At 65.3% G+C, this 14,028-nt stretch carries 17 protein-coding genes; 13 read left to right on the top strand and 4 right to left on the bottom strand.

The window, feature by feature from the left end; all coding sequences use genetic code 11:
• Positions 1-22: 22 nt before the first annotated feature.
• A complete protein-coding gene (gene lexA, locus QF047_RS13180; RefSeq protein ID WP_307277727.1) occupies positions 23-757 on the bottom strand; it encodes a transcriptional repressor LexA in 735 nt (244 codons plus the stop codon).
• 380 nt (positions 758-1,137) lie between these two features.
• Here lexA and QF047_RS13175 point away from each other — a divergent pair, with 380 nt between their 5' ends.
• From QF047_RS13175 to QF047_RS13140, 8 genes are all read left to right on the top strand, one after another.
• Positions 1,138-1,494, top strand: a complete 357-nt coding sequence (locus QF047_RS13175) for a LysM peptidoglycan-binding domain-containing protein (protein WP_307281936.1) — start codon at positions 1,138-1,140, stop codon at positions 1,492-1,494.
• A 92-nt stretch (positions 1,495-1,586) separates the two neighbouring features.
• Entirely contained in the window at positions 1,587-2,705 is a 1,119-nt protein-coding gene (locus QF047_RS13170; RefSeq protein WP_307277725.1) for a histidinol-phosphate transaminase, read from the top strand.
• A 60-nt stretch (positions 2,706-2,765) separates the two neighbouring features.
• Entirely contained in the window at positions 2,766-3,386 is a 621-nt protein-coding gene (gene hisB, locus QF047_RS13165) for an imidazoleglycerol-phosphate dehydratase HisB (protein ID WP_307277723.1), read from the top strand.
• Positions 3,383-4,117, top strand: a complete 735-nt coding sequence (hisH, locus tag QF047_RS13160) for an imidazole glycerol phosphate synthase subunit HisH (protein WP_307277720.1) — start codon at positions 3,383-3,385, stop codon at positions 4,115-4,117. Before hisB ends, hisH begins: the two co-directional genes overlap by 4 nt.
• Entirely contained in the window at positions 4,118-4,276 is a 159-nt protein-coding gene (locus QF047_RS13155) for a hypothetical protein (protein WP_307277717.1), read from the top strand.
• Between the two features lie 45 nt (positions 4,277-4,321).
• Positions 4,322-5,068: a bifunctional 1-(5-phosphoribosyl)-5-((5-phosphoribosylamino)methylideneamino)imidazole-4-carboxamide isomerase/phosphoribosylanthranilate isomerase PriA gene (gene priA, locus QF047_RS13150; RefSeq protein WP_307277716.1), complete on the top strand. Its 747-nt coding sequence runs from the start codon at positions 4,322-4,324 to the stop codon at positions 5,066-5,068.
• 25 nt (positions 5,069-5,093) lie between these two features.
• Complete coding sequence (locus tag QF047_RS13145; protein ID WP_307277714.1) at positions 5,094-5,978, top strand: SseB family protein; 885 nt, start codon at positions 5,094-5,096, stop codon at positions 5,976-5,978.
• Between the two features lie 54 nt (positions 5,979-6,032).
• On the top strand, positions 6,033-7,331 hold the full coding sequence (locus QF047_RS13140) for an MFS transporter (RefSeq protein WP_307277711.1): 1,299 nt from the start codon (positions 6,033-6,035) through the stop codon (positions 7,329-7,331).
• Between the two features lie 185 nt (positions 7,332-7,516).
• Here the strand turns inward: QF047_RS13140 and QF047_RS13135 are convergent, their stop codons facing one another.
• The gene (locus QF047_RS13135) at positions 7,517-7,903 is read right to left on the bottom strand and encodes a DUF1844 domain-containing protein (protein ID WP_306638984.1); all 387 of its coding nucleotides are present in this window, start codon (positions 7,901-7,903) and stop codon (positions 7,517-7,519) included.
• A gap of 386 nt (positions 7,904-8,289) precedes the next feature.
• On the opposite strand from QF047_RS13135, the gene infC reads away from it, so the two are divergent.
• The 4 genes from infC to QF047_RS13115 all read left to right on the top strand — a co-directional run bounded on the left by infC (position 8,290) and on the right by QF047_RS13115 (position 11,110).
• Entirely contained in the window at positions 8,290-9,312 is a 1,023-nt protein-coding gene (infC, locus tag QF047_RS13130; RefSeq protein WP_373427766.1) for a translation initiation factor IF-3, read from the top strand.
• A gap of 116 nt (positions 9,313-9,428) precedes the next feature.
• A complete protein-coding gene (gene rpmI, locus QF047_RS13125; RefSeq protein WP_009358635.1) occupies positions 9,429-9,623 on the top strand; it encodes a 50S ribosomal protein L35 in 195 nt (64 codons plus the stop codon).
• A gap of 116 nt (positions 9,624-9,739) precedes the next feature.
• Positions 9,740-10,129 carry a 50S ribosomal protein L20 gene (gene rplT, locus QF047_RS13120; protein WP_142035313.1) on the top strand — a complete coding sequence of 130 codons (390 nt, stop codon included), beginning with the start codon at positions 9,740-9,742 and terminating at the stop codon, positions 10,127-10,129.
• A gap of 69 nt (positions 10,130-10,198) precedes the next feature.
• Positions 10,199-11,110, top strand: coding sequence for an RNA methyltransferase (locus QF047_RS13115; RefSeq protein WP_307277702.1), 912 nt, complete (start codon positions 10,199-10,201; stop codon positions 11,108-11,110).
• An 80-nt stretch (positions 11,111-11,190) separates the two neighbouring features.
• Here the strand turns inward: QF047_RS13115 and QF047_RS13110 are convergent, their stop codons facing one another.
• Complete coding sequence (locus tag QF047_RS13110; RefSeq protein ID WP_142035319.1) at positions 11,191-11,466, bottom strand: GlsB/YeaQ/YmgE family stress response membrane protein; 276 nt, start codon at positions 11,464-11,466, stop codon at positions 11,191-11,193.
• Between the two features lie 196 nt (positions 11,467-11,662).
• On the opposite strand from QF047_RS13110, the gene QF047_RS13105 reads away from it, so the two are divergent.
• Positions 11,663-12,622: a cation diffusion facilitator family transporter gene (locus QF047_RS13105; RefSeq protein WP_306638995.1), complete on the top strand. Its 960-nt coding sequence runs from the start codon at positions 11,663-11,665 to the stop codon at positions 12,620-12,622.
• Between the two features lie 49 nt (positions 12,623-12,671).
• Here the strand turns inward: QF047_RS13105 and QF047_RS13100 are convergent, their stop codons facing one another.
• Positions 12,672-13,880, bottom strand: a complete 1,209-nt coding sequence (locus QF047_RS13100) for an MFS transporter (protein ID WP_307277695.1) — start codon at positions 13,878-13,880, stop codon at positions 12,672-12,674.
• Positions 13,881-14,028: the final 148 nt, after the last annotated feature.

The raw sequence follows: 14,028 nt of genomic DNA, 5'->3' as shown, positions 1-14,028 counted from the left end.
CTGCCGGAACGCCTGACGCTTTCTAGAGCGAGCGGAGCACCGACACAACCTTGCCCATGATGGTGGCATGGTCGCCCAGGATGGGTTCGTACTGGGTGTTCTGCGGCAGCAGCCAGGTGTGGCCGTCCCGCTGACGGAAGGTCTTGACGGTGGCTTCGTCGTCCAGCAGCGCCGCGACGATATCCCCGTTGGCGGCGTCCGCCTGGCGGCGTACCACCACCCAGTCGCCGTCGCAGATCGCTGCGTCCACCATGGAATCGCCGGCCACCCTGAGCATAAACAGTTCCCCCTGGCCCACGAGCTGGCGGGGCAGCGGCAGGACATCCTCCACCACCTGGTCGGCCAGGATGGGACCACCGGCGGCGATGCGCCCCACGAGGGGAACCATCGCAGTGTCCATGGCGGTGGGAAGTTGGGTCACCGTGCTGCCGCTGCCCGGCAGCAGGACAGAAGGCTCCGTTGCCGGTTTGGGTGAACCACCGTCCAACGTCAGAGGCATCAGCACCTCCATGGCGCGGGGCCGTTTCGGGTCGCGGCGAAGGTAGCCGAGCTTTTCCAGCTGCGACAGCTGGTGCGTAACGCTGGACAGGCTCGCCAGGCCCACGGTGTCACCGATTTCCCGCATGGACGGCGGGTAGCCGTTGTCATTGACCGAGCGCTGGATAGTTTCAAGGATTTTCTTCTGCCGCGGCGTCAGGCCCTTGGCGGTCTTCTTCGGTTGGGAGGTTGCCCTGCCCCCGGCGGCTGCTGCTGCCATATTCGCCAATGCCTTTCAGTTTGCCCTTGCCGTTTGGCCCGGACCTGGAGTTGCCGCCGTAATTGTCAGACCCTGCTGATCAACTTCAGAGGTGGTGGTTCTTGTCTTCCAAGCTAGGCCAGCCACATTGCATTTTCAAACATTTGTTCTAGCGAGTCTCGACATTATTCGTTGATAAGTGCTAAAACAGAGAAAGCAAAGTTCGAACATTTGTTCTACTCGGCTTCAAGCCATTCGAAAACCCGGACCACGTCCGGGGGACATCGACGGCCACCGGGCGAACATCGGGCAGCACGGTCAGGTCCAGGAGGGCTCAGTTCATGTCAGCTACATCTGCTTCACAGGGTTCACGTCCGCAGCTTCTTTCAGTGCATCAACTCATGGCGCAGCCGGCGCGCCGGCAGCCGGCGCGCCCGGCCCCCTTGCCGCCGCTGCGCCTGACCCGGCGCGGAAAGATCGTCCTGATCGGCATCCCCCTGGTCCTGCTGGCGGCGTTGCTGCTCTCCCTCGCCGGCTTCTTCAACTCGCCGGCAAAGGCCTCAGACTCCGCGGCGGACCTTTCCCTTACCCCCACGGTTACTGTCACCGTACAACCGGGCCAGTCACTGTGGGCCATAGCCGGTACCGTCGCCCCGGAGCGTGATGCCCGTGACGTTGTGGCAGACATCGTCCAGCTCAACAACCTGACTGCCGGCGTGGTCCATCCCGGGCAACAGCTCTACGTACCCACGCCCTAGCGCCAGGCACTGTCGGCGCGGAGCTGCACGCTGATCGCGAACACCGTACCGTCACATTTTCCGGTCTCCCGCACGGGCACTAAACTGTTCAGGTGAATGACCAGCTAGAGCGCCTGAACCGGCTTCCCCTCCGCAACAACCTTCGTGGGCTTACCCCGTACGGCGCGCCCCAGCTGGATGTCCCCATCCTCCTCAACGTCAACGAAAACACCCATGGTGTGCCCGCGGACGTCCGCGCCGCCATCAGTGCGGCAGTGACGGAGGCCGCCGCAGGGCTCAACCGGTATCCTGACCGCGAATTTACCGAGCTGCGCACGGCCCTCGCGGAGTACCTGGGGCACGGGCTCGATGCATCGAATGTGTGGGCGGCCAACGGCTCCAACGAGGTACTCCAGCAGATCCTCCAGGCTTTCGGCGGCCCCGGCCGCACCGCGTTGGGCTTTCCCCCCACGTACTCCATGTACCCGCTGCTGGCCAGCGGCACGGACACCGAATACATTGTTGGCGAACGGGCTGACGGTTACGGCCTCAGTGCTGAATCTGCCGCCCTGCAGGTCAAGGAACTCCAGCCCAATATCGTTTTCCTCTGCTCCCCGAACAACCCCACGGGTACCGGCCTTGGACTTGACGTGGTGGAGGCCGTATACGAGGCCGGCGAAGCCAGCCAGACGATCGTCATCGTGGATGAGGCGTACCACGAGTTCGCCCATGACGGCACGCCCAGCGCCCTTTCCCTCCTGCCGGGCCGGGAACGGCTGATTGTCTCGCGCACCATGAGCAAGGCATTTGCCCTGGCCGGGGCGCGCCTCGGCTACATGGCCGCAGCGCCAGAGGTCACCGATGCGCTGCGGCTGGTACGGCTCCCGTACCACCTGTCCGCCATCACCCAGGCCACCGCCCTGGCTGCCCTTCAGCACCGCGAGGCGCTGATGGCGGACGTTGAAGACATCAAGAAACAGCGCGACCGGATTGTTGCGGAGCTGACCAGGATGGGCCTGAAGCCCGCCGCCTCGGACTCCAACTACGTATTCTTCGGCGGGCTGGAGAACCCGCACCAGGTCTGGCAGGAACTGCTCGACGCGGGCGTGCTGATCCGCGACGTCGGAATTCCTGGCCACCTTCGCGTCACCGCAGGCACTGAGACGGAAACCACAGCCTTCCTCACGTCCCTGGAAAGCATCCTTGCCGGCCAGGCCAGGCTTCCGGCCTAGACTGGAAGTACCGGCGCTGGACGCCCTGAACCACTCCTTCTTCCCAAAGGACACTTGACCATGAGTTCCACCGGATCCAATGCGGCCAGGACCGCGCGCATGGAGCGTACCACCAGCGAGTCCTCCGTGCTCGTGGAGATCAACCTCGACGGTACCGGCATCTCGGACATCGACACGTCGGTGCCCTTCTACGACCACATGCTCACCGCGCTCTGCAAGCACTCACTCATTGACCTGACGGTGAAGGCGACCGGAGACACCCACATCGACGTCCACCACACGGTGGAGGATGTTGCCATCACGTTCGGCGAGGTGCTGCGCACGGCCCTGGGGAACAAGGCCGGAATCCGCCGCTTCGGTGAAGCCACCGTGCCACTGGACGAGGCACTGGCGCACGCCGTGGTCGACGTCTCCGGCCGCCCGTACCTGGTGCACGGCGGGGAACCTGCAGGCCAGGAGTACCACCTGATCGGCGGCCACTTCACCGGCTCGCTGACCCGCCACGTCTTTGAAGCGATCACCCTGCACGCGGGGATCTGCCTGCACATGAACGTCATCGCGGGAAGGGATCCGCACCACATCGTCGAAGCCCAGTTCAAGGCGTTCGCCCGTGCCCTGCGCGCAGCGGTTGAGTCCGATCCCCGCGTCGAGGGCATTCCCTCCACCAAGGGTGCGCTGTGAGCGGGCAGGTCCTCCGGGACGGCGCCATCATCGATCCTTCTGCTTCACAGAAGCTGCCGTCCCCCGAGGGGAAACCCACTGTCACGGTCCTCGACTACGGCTCCGGGAACGTCCGCTCGGCAGTCCGTGCGCTGGAGCGCGCAGGCGCCGAGGTGATCCTCAGCTCCAAGCCCGAGGATGTCCTGAACGCCGACGGCCTGGTGGTTCCCGGCGTCGGCGCTTTTGAAACAGTTATGCGCGAACTCAAAGCAGTGGACGGCATCCGCCTCATCGGCCGGCGCGTCGCCGGCGGCCGCCCCGTCCTGGCCATCTGCGTAGGCCTTCAGGTGCTGTTCGAAGCAGGCGTGGAGCACGGTACCGAGGCTGAAGGCATCGGCGAATGGCCCGGCAAGGTGGAGCTCCTGCCCGCGGAGGTTGTTCCGCACATGGGCTGGAACACCGTCAAGGTACCGGAAGGCTCAAAGCTTTTTGCCGGCGTCGAAAACGAACGGTTCTACTTCGTGCACTCCTATGGTGTGCAGGAATGGAACTTCGACGTCATCCAGCCACGGATGGCCGCGCCCCTGGTCACCTGGTCCGAGCACGGCGCTCCATTCATCGCTGCCGTGGAAAACGGCCCGCTCTGCGCAACCCAGTTCCACCCGGAAAAGTCCGGCGACGCCGGTGCGCAGCTCCTGCGCAACTGGGTGGAAGCCCTCCGCCGGCCCGCCCCGGCCGGCGGCGGCGCCTAAATGTGGTCTGTCCTCCTGATGGGCCTCGCCGGCCTGCTCATCGGCGGCGCTATTTCCTTCCGTCAGCAGCGCAAACCGCTCTGGACCCAGGTTTCCTTCTACCTCCTGGCGGGCATGGCACTGCTGGCCGCCTACCTGCTGACGCTGCCGGCCAACTAGCCGCACCCTACCCATATCCGTTCCCCCCAACTTTCGAGGATATTGATGAACACCGCTACCGACCTGCCGGTTCTTGAACTGCTGCCCGCCGTCGACGTCGTCAACGGCCAGGCCGTCCGGCTGGTCCAGGGCGAGGCAGGCAGTGAAACAAGCTACGGAACCCCGCTGGAAGCGGCCCTGAACTGGCAGCAGCAGGGTGCGGAATGGGTCCACCTGGTTGACCTGGACGCCGCCTTCGGCCGCGGTTCGAATGCCGAGCTGCTGCGGGAGGTAGTGGGCCGGCTGGACATCAAGGTTGAACTCTCCGGCGGCCTTCGCGGCGACGAAACCCTCGAAGCAGCGCTGGACTTGGGCGTGGCCCGGGTGAACCTGGGGACGGCAGCGCTGGAAAACCCGGAATGGACCCGCCGGGCCATTGAACGCTTCGGTGACAAAATCGCCGTCGGCCTTGATGTCCGCGGAACCACCCTGGCAGGCCGCGGCTGGACCAAGGAAGGCGGGGACCTCTGGGACGTCCTGGGCAGGCTCGAGGAGGCCGGGTGCTCGCGCTACGTGGTCACCGACGTGACCAAGGACGGGACCCTGCAGGGGCCCAACGTGGAACTGCTCCGCCAAATGGTCGACAAAACCGGCAAGCCCGTGGTGGCCTCGGGTGGCATTTCGAGCCTCGATGACCTCAAGGTGCTCCGCTCCCTGGTGCCGCTGGGAGTTGAAGGTGCCATCGTGGGCAAGGCCCTGTACGCCGGTGCCTTTACGCTGCCCGAGGCCCTCGACGTCGCCGGCCGCCGCTAGGCGGCCAGCCAACCAAGGCAGCACCATGGCCAGCACCGAACCCGGATCCGGCACCCCCCAACGCCACCTCCCCGGCCACATCGCAGCAGCACTGGCCGGCGCGGGTGGTGCCACGGACTCCGCCGGCCAGCCCTGGGCGGGCCGCAGCCTGGCGGGGGAGCACGCCAAGATCCACAATTTCGACAACGACGACGGACTGGCCGACGCCCGCTACGTCACCGCCGTCGCGGCCCTGCAGGCAGGGCACGGGGACGAAGCAGCCGTGGTTGCCGCCCTCGCCACTGCCCGTGTCTTTATCCCGATCGTTGCCCAGCTCGCCGAAGAAGCTGAAGGCCGGGACGGCCTGCACGCCGACAAGCAGGCGGACATGGCCCTGGTGACCCTCAAAGCCGCTGACGGCAGGACCGCCATGCCGGCGTTCACCTCCGCGGAGGCCCTCAGCTCCTGGCATCCAGAGGCGCGGCCGGTAGCGGTCTACGCCGCCCGCGCAGCCCTTTCCGCCGTATCCGAGGGAGCCGAACTGCTGGTCCTTGACCCGGGCTCGGCAGTGACGTTTGTGGTCCGGCGGCCCGCCATGTGGGCACTGGCCCAGCAGCACGAGTGGATTCCGTCGTACACCGATGACGCCCTCGCCCTCCAGATGCGGCAGGCTGCAGCGGGCTTCCCGGCGGTGCGGAGCCTGGAGCTCCTGCCGGGCAGGGGAGTGGCAACCCGCACGGCTGCTGGCGCCACCCTCGGCGGCGGGGGCGCCGGTCCCGAGCTGCAGGTGGTCCTCTACCTTGAGGACGGCCTGGACGCCGCCGCCGTCCAGGAGTTGGTGGCCGGACTCCAGGCTGAGTGGTCCCGGAATGTATTGTTTGGTGAGCGGGTCGATTCCATCGAGGTAAAACTGCGGCGCGCTGTCCACTAGCTGCGGCGAGGAGGGGGATCCCCGGCCGGCTGCGGCAGACCGAAGGATTCTTTAGTGAATTTCGCTCTCTACCGGGAGTTGCTCGCCGTGCGGCCCATCAGGCGGCTGCTCCTGGTGGGCATGATCGCCCGGATCCCGCACTCGGCAGCCGGCGTGCTGCTGACCCTGCACATCGTCCTTACCCTCGGCCAGGGATACGCCGCTGCCGGCGCGGCCGCCGCGATGATGACCATCGGCATCGCCGTTGGCGCACCCTGGCGGGGCCGCCGGGTGGATACGGTGGGCCTGCGCAAGGCCTTGATTCCTTCTGTGGTGTCCGAGACGGTCATCTGGTCCGTTGTACCGCATGTTTCCTACCAGTGGCTCCTGCCGCTGGTCTTTGTGGGCGGACTCCTCACATTGCCCATCTTCAGCGTGGTGCGGCAGTCCTTGGGCGTGCTGGCCGACGGCGATCAGCGCCGCACCGCCTTCGCCCTCGACGCGATCACCACGGAAGTGGTGTTTATGATTGGTCCGGCCGCCGGGGCCATCGTTGCCACCAGCGGCTTCAGCGTTGCCGGCCTGACGATTGTGGGCGTTTCCACGTCCCTGGCCGGGCTGTTCCTGATGTGGTTCAACCCACCCACCCGCAGCGTCACAACCGTTGACGACTGCGAGGCGGACCAGCAGCGCGCGGCCGAGGCTGCCGTCGTCGCCACCGCCCCCGCCCACGTTCAGGAAGCGGCCGCGGACCTGGCCCCCGCGGGTGCACACACTGCCCGCAGCGCCGGTTTGAGGGAGAGAGTGGCGGTCAGCTTTACGTGGTTCACCGCCTCTGTGGCAGCACTCTTCGCGGTTGCCGCCGGGGCAGGAATGGTTCTCAGTGGCACCGACGTGGGAATCGTCGCCGCGCTCGAAAGGGGCGGACACCAGGCCGAAATCGGCATCGTCTTTCTGTTCTGGTGCGCTGCCTCGGTAGTGGGCGGACTCATCTACGGTGCCATGCACCGGCCCATCTCGCCCATTCTCCTGCTCCTGGGCATGGCCGCCCTGACCATCCCCATGGGCTTCGCCCACGACACCTGGACCCTCGCCGTGGTCTCGCTGCTCCCGGGCCTGCTCTGCGCTCCGGTGCTGTCCTCGGCATCGGAGAAGGTGGCGGACCTGGTGTCCGAGGAGCGCCGGGGCGAGGCAATGGGCTGGTACGGCTCGGCGCTCACGGCCGGCGTGGCGTTTGGCGCTCCGCTGGCGGGCGTCTTCATCGACCAGGTGGGGCCGTCCGGAGGTTTCGTCGCGGTGGGTGCGGCGGGAGTTGCGCTGTGCCTGGTGGGGTTGGTGCTCCAGCGCCGGCGGCGCCGCAGGTGGGCCGCCTGACCCCCGCCCTTCATCGGTTGCTCCGTAACGGCCTCTAAAGTTCGCCAAGACGGCAGTTACGGAGCAACCGTTGGTCCCGACGGGGCTGGCACTGCCGGAACCGACGACGGCGGCGGGCGGCCCGTGTGGGCCGGCCCGCCGCCGTCGTAATCATGTGAGGTGCCCGTGGCGTTGTGCGGCAGTCCTTAGTTGACGGCGCCCGTGTACTTTTCGCCCGGGCCCTTGCCGGGGGCATCCGGGATGAGCGACTCTTCGCGGAAAGCGAGCTGCAGCGACCGCAGGCCGTCGCGCAAGGGTCCTGCGTGCTGGGAGCCGATTTCAGGAGCCGCAGCGGTCACCAGGCCGGCCAGCGCGGTGATCAGTTTCCGGGCCTCGTCCAGGTCCTTGAGCTCCTCGGCGTTCTCTTCCGCTGCCAGGCCAAGTTTGACGGCAGCGGCACTCATCAAGTGGACGGCTGCGGTAGTGATGACCTCAATGGCCGGCACTTCGGAAATGTCGCGGATTTGCTGGGAGACGTCGCCGGCGGCGCCGGCGGGCTCGAAAACGTGTGAATTACTGTCTGGGGTGCTCATACTGGTAAGCTTGACACAGACCGACTGGATGTCGTTATTTCAGAGATTGTTCCCAGAAACGATCAAGGTTCCCAGCAACGCATGCGTTGTGGGGAACTTTTTCTGTAGAATGGCATGCAGTTTGCAAGCGGAGTTCTCTCCCACCCGCGTCAGCCGCTGTTCCGGAAGTTTTATGGAACGCAAGGTTGCCGGGTACCTGGTTGGCAGCGGAACCGGCATACGCCGGCACCAAACGTGCTGTTCCTTTTTGGACGCACCCACCCAGTCTTTGAGGCCTTCGATTGCTCCGGCAATTGGGGGCCTTCCCTATTTTCCGGATCCCACAACAACACAGGAGCTTTAACATTAGCGAGCCAAGAATCAATGAGCGTATCCGCGTCCCCGAGGTGCGGCTGGTCGGCCCTGCAGGTGAACAGGTAGGAATCGTCCGTATTGAGGATGCCCTGCGTCTGGCCGCCGAGTCCGATCTTGATCTCGTTGAAGTTGCACCTCAGGCGAAGCCTCCGGTGTGCAAGCTGATGGACTTCGGCAAGTACAAGTACGAGGCCGCGGTCAAGGCACGTGAAGCACGGAAGAACCAGACGAACACTGTTCTGAAGGAAATCCGCTTCCGCCTGAAGATTGACACCCACGACTACGAGACCAAGCGCGGGCACGCACTGCGCTTCCTCGGCGCCGGGGACAAGGTCAAGGCCATGATCCAGTTCCGTGGCCGTGAACAGCAGCGTCCGGAAATGGGCATCCGCCTGCTCCAGCGCTTCGCCGAGGACGTCGCCGAAGTCGGCGTGGTTGAATCCAGTCCCCGCATCGACGGCCGCAACATGGTCATGGTGGTTGGGCCGCTGAAGAACAAGGCTGAGGCCAAGGCCGAAGCACGCCGCGCCACGCAGCGGGCAGAAGCGAAGGCACAGAACGAAGCCAAGGCATCTGGCCGCATCGACGTGTCCGGCGACGACCAGGCACCCCTGACGCAGTCCCTCGCGGACCTGCTTCCTGAGGGATTCACGGTTTCAACGGAACCGGAAGCAGCGCCTGAGGCTCCCGTGCAGGAGGCGGCACCCGCCGTCGAACCTGCTGCTGAAGAAGTTCCGGCCAAGGCAGCCGAAGCTCCTAAGCAGGAAGCCCCGAAGCAGGAAGCTCCTAAGCAGGAAGCACCGAAGGTTGCGGCTCCGAGGCAGGAAGCCCCCAAGGCTGCGGCTCCGAAGCAGGAAGCACCGAAGGCTGCCGCACCCAAGGCTGCTGCACCGGCCGCGGCAAAGCCCGAAGCTGCCAAGCCGGCAGCTGCGGCGCCGAAGCCCGCAGCAGTCCCTGCTCCGCCGAAGCCGGTGGCCAGGCCTGCTGCACCCAAGCCCGCTGCCCGCCCTGCCCCCAAGGCAGTGCCGAAGCCGGCTGGTAAGAAGACCACTTAGTTCACAACTGCCGGAGGTCGCCCTCCGGCAGTCCGCAACCAGCACGCCGCCCCCAGGGGCAGCTGCGCGATAGAACTGCAGGCCCCGCCTGCGGATACGTAAGGAGATCGGTTCCCATGCCGAAGATGAAAACCCACAGTGGTGCTAAGAAGCGCTTCAAGCTGACCGGCAGCGGCAAGCTGCGCCGCCAGCAGGCCAACCGCCGCCACTACCTCGAGCACAAGTCCTCCAGGCTGACCCGCCGCCTTGCCGGCGACAAGATCGTCTTCAAGGGCGACGCCAAGGTCATCCGGAAGATGCTCGGCATCTAATTTCCAAGTTCTTTGACTGGCACCACCTGGTGTAAGTCACCTGCCAAAAAGCCTTCTCAGGCCGCCGGAAATCCGGCAGTAGATGCTTGGGATCAGAATTTCGAAGGAGTACGCACGTGGCACGTGTGAAGAGGGCGGTCAACGCCCACAAGAAGCGCCGGGTTATCCTTGAACGCGCAAAGGGCTACCGTGGACAGCGTTCACGCCTGTACCGCAAGGCCAAAGAGCAGCTGCTGCACTCGTTTGTGTACAGCTACGGCGACCGCAAGAAGAAGAAGGGCGACTTCCGCCGCCTCTGGATCCAGCGCATCAACGCTGCATCCCGCGCCAACGGCCTCACCTACAACCGTCTCATCCAGGGCCTGAAGGCCGCCGAGGTTGAGGTTGACCGCCGCATGCTGGCCGAGCTGGCTGTCTCCGACGCCAACGCTTTCGCCGCACTGGTCCAGGTTGCCAAGGACTCGCTGCCCGCCGACACCTCCGCCAAGAAGGTTGCCACGGCCTAGCAGCTGATGCCTTCCCTCCCAGGAGGGGCAGTTCAGGAACAGGTGGCCCTAGCCACTAAAGTTTCCTATATGAACGAAACCGGGCGCCCGCAGGATTTTCCACTCTCCAACCCCCGAGCTGATCGGGTCAGGGATGTGGCAAAACTTGCCGGGCGCCCGGCCCGTTTAAAGCGCGGACAGTTCCTGGCTGAAGGCCCGCAGGCGGTACGCGAAGCCTTGAAGCTCCATCAACAGCGCCTCGCCGGGGGAGCCCCTGGGGTGGTCACCGAGGTGTTCGCCAGTGAAGCCTGCCTGGACAAATTCCCGGAATTCGAAGAACTTTCCGAAGGCACCAATGCGCGGCTGGCCACCGACGAGGTCCTGGCCGCTATGGCGGACACTGTCAACCCGCAGGGCATCATTGCTGTCTGCCGGTTCGTCGATGTGGCACTTGAGGAAGTGCTCGACGCCGGCCCGCGCCTCATCGCTGTACTCTGCCAGGTCAGGGACCCGGGGAATGCCGGAACGGTCCTGCGCGCCGCGGACTCGGCGGGAGCGGACGCCGTCATCCTTACCGGCTCGAGCGTGGATATCTATAACCCCAAGGCGGTCCGTTCGACGGCGGGCTCCCTGTTCCACCTTCCCGTTGTGCTGGGCGCGGACGTCACTGAGCTGGTCGCTGCCTGCCGGGCCCGGGGGATCGGCATCCTCGCCGCAGACGGGTACGGTTCCCTCAACCTGGACGCGCTGCAGGACGAGAACGCCCGCCGCCGCCTGACGGGGGACAATACCCCGTCGGAGTATCACCTGGAAAAACCCACCGCCTGGCTCTTCGGCAACGAGGCGCAGGGGCTGTCCCAGTCCGAGCTTGACCTGGCCGACCACCGGGTGGCGGTGCCGGTATACGGGGCGGCGGAAAGCCTCAACCTCGGCACCGCTGCCACCGTCTGCCTTTATGCCAGCGCGCGCTCCCAGCACCTGCCGGCAGCCCTGCCGGGATAGCTGAATCCGGGTACCAACGGCAGCGAGGGCCCGGATCAACCGGAGCCCTCGCTTGTGTGAAACGGAAATTTACCGGGAACTCAGGGCGCGCGTGTTGCCTTGCCGCGTCCGGTGATGGCACCGTAGATGCCGGCGACCACCAGGCCGCCTACGATGGCGAGAATCCACGTGCCGAGATCGAAGAAGGCCATATCGCCCTTGTTGAAGAGCAGGCTGCCGATCCAGCCGCCTACTATTGCGCCAACCACGCCCAGAACAAGGCTGGTGACCCAACCGCCGCCCACCCTGCCGGGCATCACGGCTTTAACAATGGCCCCCACGATGAGGCCGAGAATAATCCAAGCAAGAAAACCCATGTCTCCTCCTTATAGTGACCGGGATAAACCGTCCCGATGAGGTTCAAGCTAACATAGGGCCCCGTGGTTGTCAGCAGGCTTATGGCCTGTCGCTGGTGCGTGTCTGCAAACGGGGAGGGTACGGTAACTATGGGCGGAGCCGAGGCAGGATCCGCAGATTCCGTGTGTTCCCAAACCATAAATGAGGTGAACCCCATTGGCTGCAAGTGGCGGTACAAAGGCGATTATTGCGGCTCTTGCCGCCAACCTGACCATCGCCCTCCTGAAGTTTGTTGCGTACTTCCTGACGAGTTCGTCGTCGATGCTCGCCGAAGCCATCCACTCGGTGGCGGACTCCGGCAACCAGATGCTTTTGCTGGTTGGCGGCAAGAAGTCCCAGCGGGCTGCCAGCCCGGAGCATCCCTTCGGCTATGGCCGCGAGCGGTATATCTACGCCTTCATTGTGTCCATCGTGCTGTTCAGCGTCGGCGGCCTCTTTGCCCTGTATGAGGCGTGGGAGAAGTTCCAGCATCCGCACGCCATCGAGGGCGACTTCTGGTGGGTTCCCCTGGCAGTTCTGGTGGGGGCGATCGCCGCCGAATCCTTCTCGTTCCGGACTGCCATCAAGGAATCGAACCACCTCCGCGGACAGCAGTCCTGGGCCAAGTTTGTGCGCAGCGCGAAGCAGCCGGAACTGCCCGTCATCCTGCTCGAGGATTTGGGGGCGCTGCTGGGCCTGGCGTTCGCCCTCGTGGGCGTCAGCATGACGCTTGCTACTGGTAACGGACTCTGGGACGCTGCGGGCACAGGCATGATCGGCCTCCTGCTGGTGGCAATTGCCGTGATCCTTGCCCTGGAGACGAAGTCCCTGCTCCTGGGTGAATCAGCTTCCAAGGATGACGTGGAGCGTATTGCGCAAGCCATCGAGGCGGACGGTAGCCGGATCATCCACCTCAAGACGCTGCACCTCGGGCCGGAGGAACTGCTGGTGGCCGCCAAGATCGCCATCAACCGCAACGCCACCGGCGAAGAGATCGCCAGGGAAATCGATAGCGCCGAGTCACGCATCCGTTCAGCGGTGCCTATTGCCAGGGTGATCTACCTGGAGCCGGACCTGCACCGTTCCGATGCAGCAGGTGCCGGCCACCAACCTGCTGCCGCAGCACCGGGACCCTGACCGCGCCCGGCCAGACCATCAACGCCAGGCAGCCGCTGGCTGCCTCACATCAGGCGGCCAGCGGCTTTTTGCGCTCCAGCAGGCCGCTGGTGACGGCAACGCCCAGGCCCAGGATGGCCAGGCCGGCGCCCACCAGGGCGGGGGCAACATAGCCCCAGCCCCAGGCGATCACGAGCCCGCCCAGGAATGCTCCCAGTGCGTTGGCCACATTCAGGGCGGCGTGGTTCAGGGATGACGCCAGGGACGGTGCGTCGGGGGAGGCGTCCAGGAGGCGGGTCTGCAGCGCCGGTATGAGCATGGATCCGGAAGCGCCCACCACAAACACCATCACCAGGGCCGACCAGGGCCAGTGCGCGGCGATGGCGTACACCACCAGGGCCACGGCAATGGCCGGCAGCACGCTGTAGAGCGTGCCCATTACGGATTTGTCCGCGAGCCTGCCGCCCACCATGTTGCCGGCCACCATGCCCAGCCCGTAGAGGGCCACCACCAGTGGAATCAGCGAGGAGGGGAGTCCGGCAACGTGGGTCATGGTGTGGGAGATGTAGGTGTAGGTGGCAAAGAAACCGCCAAACCCCACGATGCCGATCAGGATGGCAAGCCAGACCTGGAGCCGCTTGAGCGCCCCAAGTTCGCGGCGGATGCTGGCATCCGGATGGGCCTCGTGGAAGGGAACAAACCGCCAGATCAGCACCAGGGTCAGCATTCCAAGCAGGCCCACCAGGATAAAGAGCAGCCGCCAGCCGTAGGTCTGGCCCACCCAGGTTGCTGCCGGAACACCAATGACATTGGAGATACTCAGCCCCGCCATCACCATGGAGATCGCCCACCCGCGCCGGGTGGGCGGCACCAGCGAGGCGGCGATGACGGCGGCAACGCCAAAGAATGCGCCGTGCGGGAGCCCGGCCGCGAAACGTGAAACCAGCATGGTTCCGTAATCGGGGGCCAGGAAGGAAGCCAGGTTGGCCACGGTGAAGAACAGCATCAGGCCCAGGGCCAGGTTCTTCCGGGGAAGTTTGGCACCGACGGCGGCCAGCAGCGGTGCGCCCACCACCACTCCCAGCGCGTAGGCGGAGATGAGGTGCCCGGCTTCGGGGGTGCTGATGTTCAGGCCCTGTTCAACTTCCTTGAGCAGGCCCATCATGGTGAACTCGGTGACCCCGATTCCCACCCCGCCCATGGCGAGGGCAATGATGGCCATGGCGAGGTTGGGGCCGGTGGTGCGGGTTGCCGTGGCGGACTGTACGACGCTGCTCATGTGCCTGCTTTTCGAATGCTGGAGATACAAGGTGGGCTGCAGCCACGGCAGTGGGGCTGGATGAGGCCTGGACCACCGGGACAACCCCCGGTTCGGCGCAGGTATTCCCGGAAACGGAAGTGAGCGCCCGGGCCTTCCCATTGTCCCT

It is taken from the genome of Arthrobacter sp. W4I7, from assembly GCF_030816215.1.
GTDB classification, from domain to species: Bacteria; Actinomycetota; Actinomycetes; order Actinomycetales; family Micrococcaceae; genus Arthrobacter; species Arthrobacter siccitolerans_A.
This window is presented reverse-complemented; position numbering and strand designations above follow the sequence as displayed.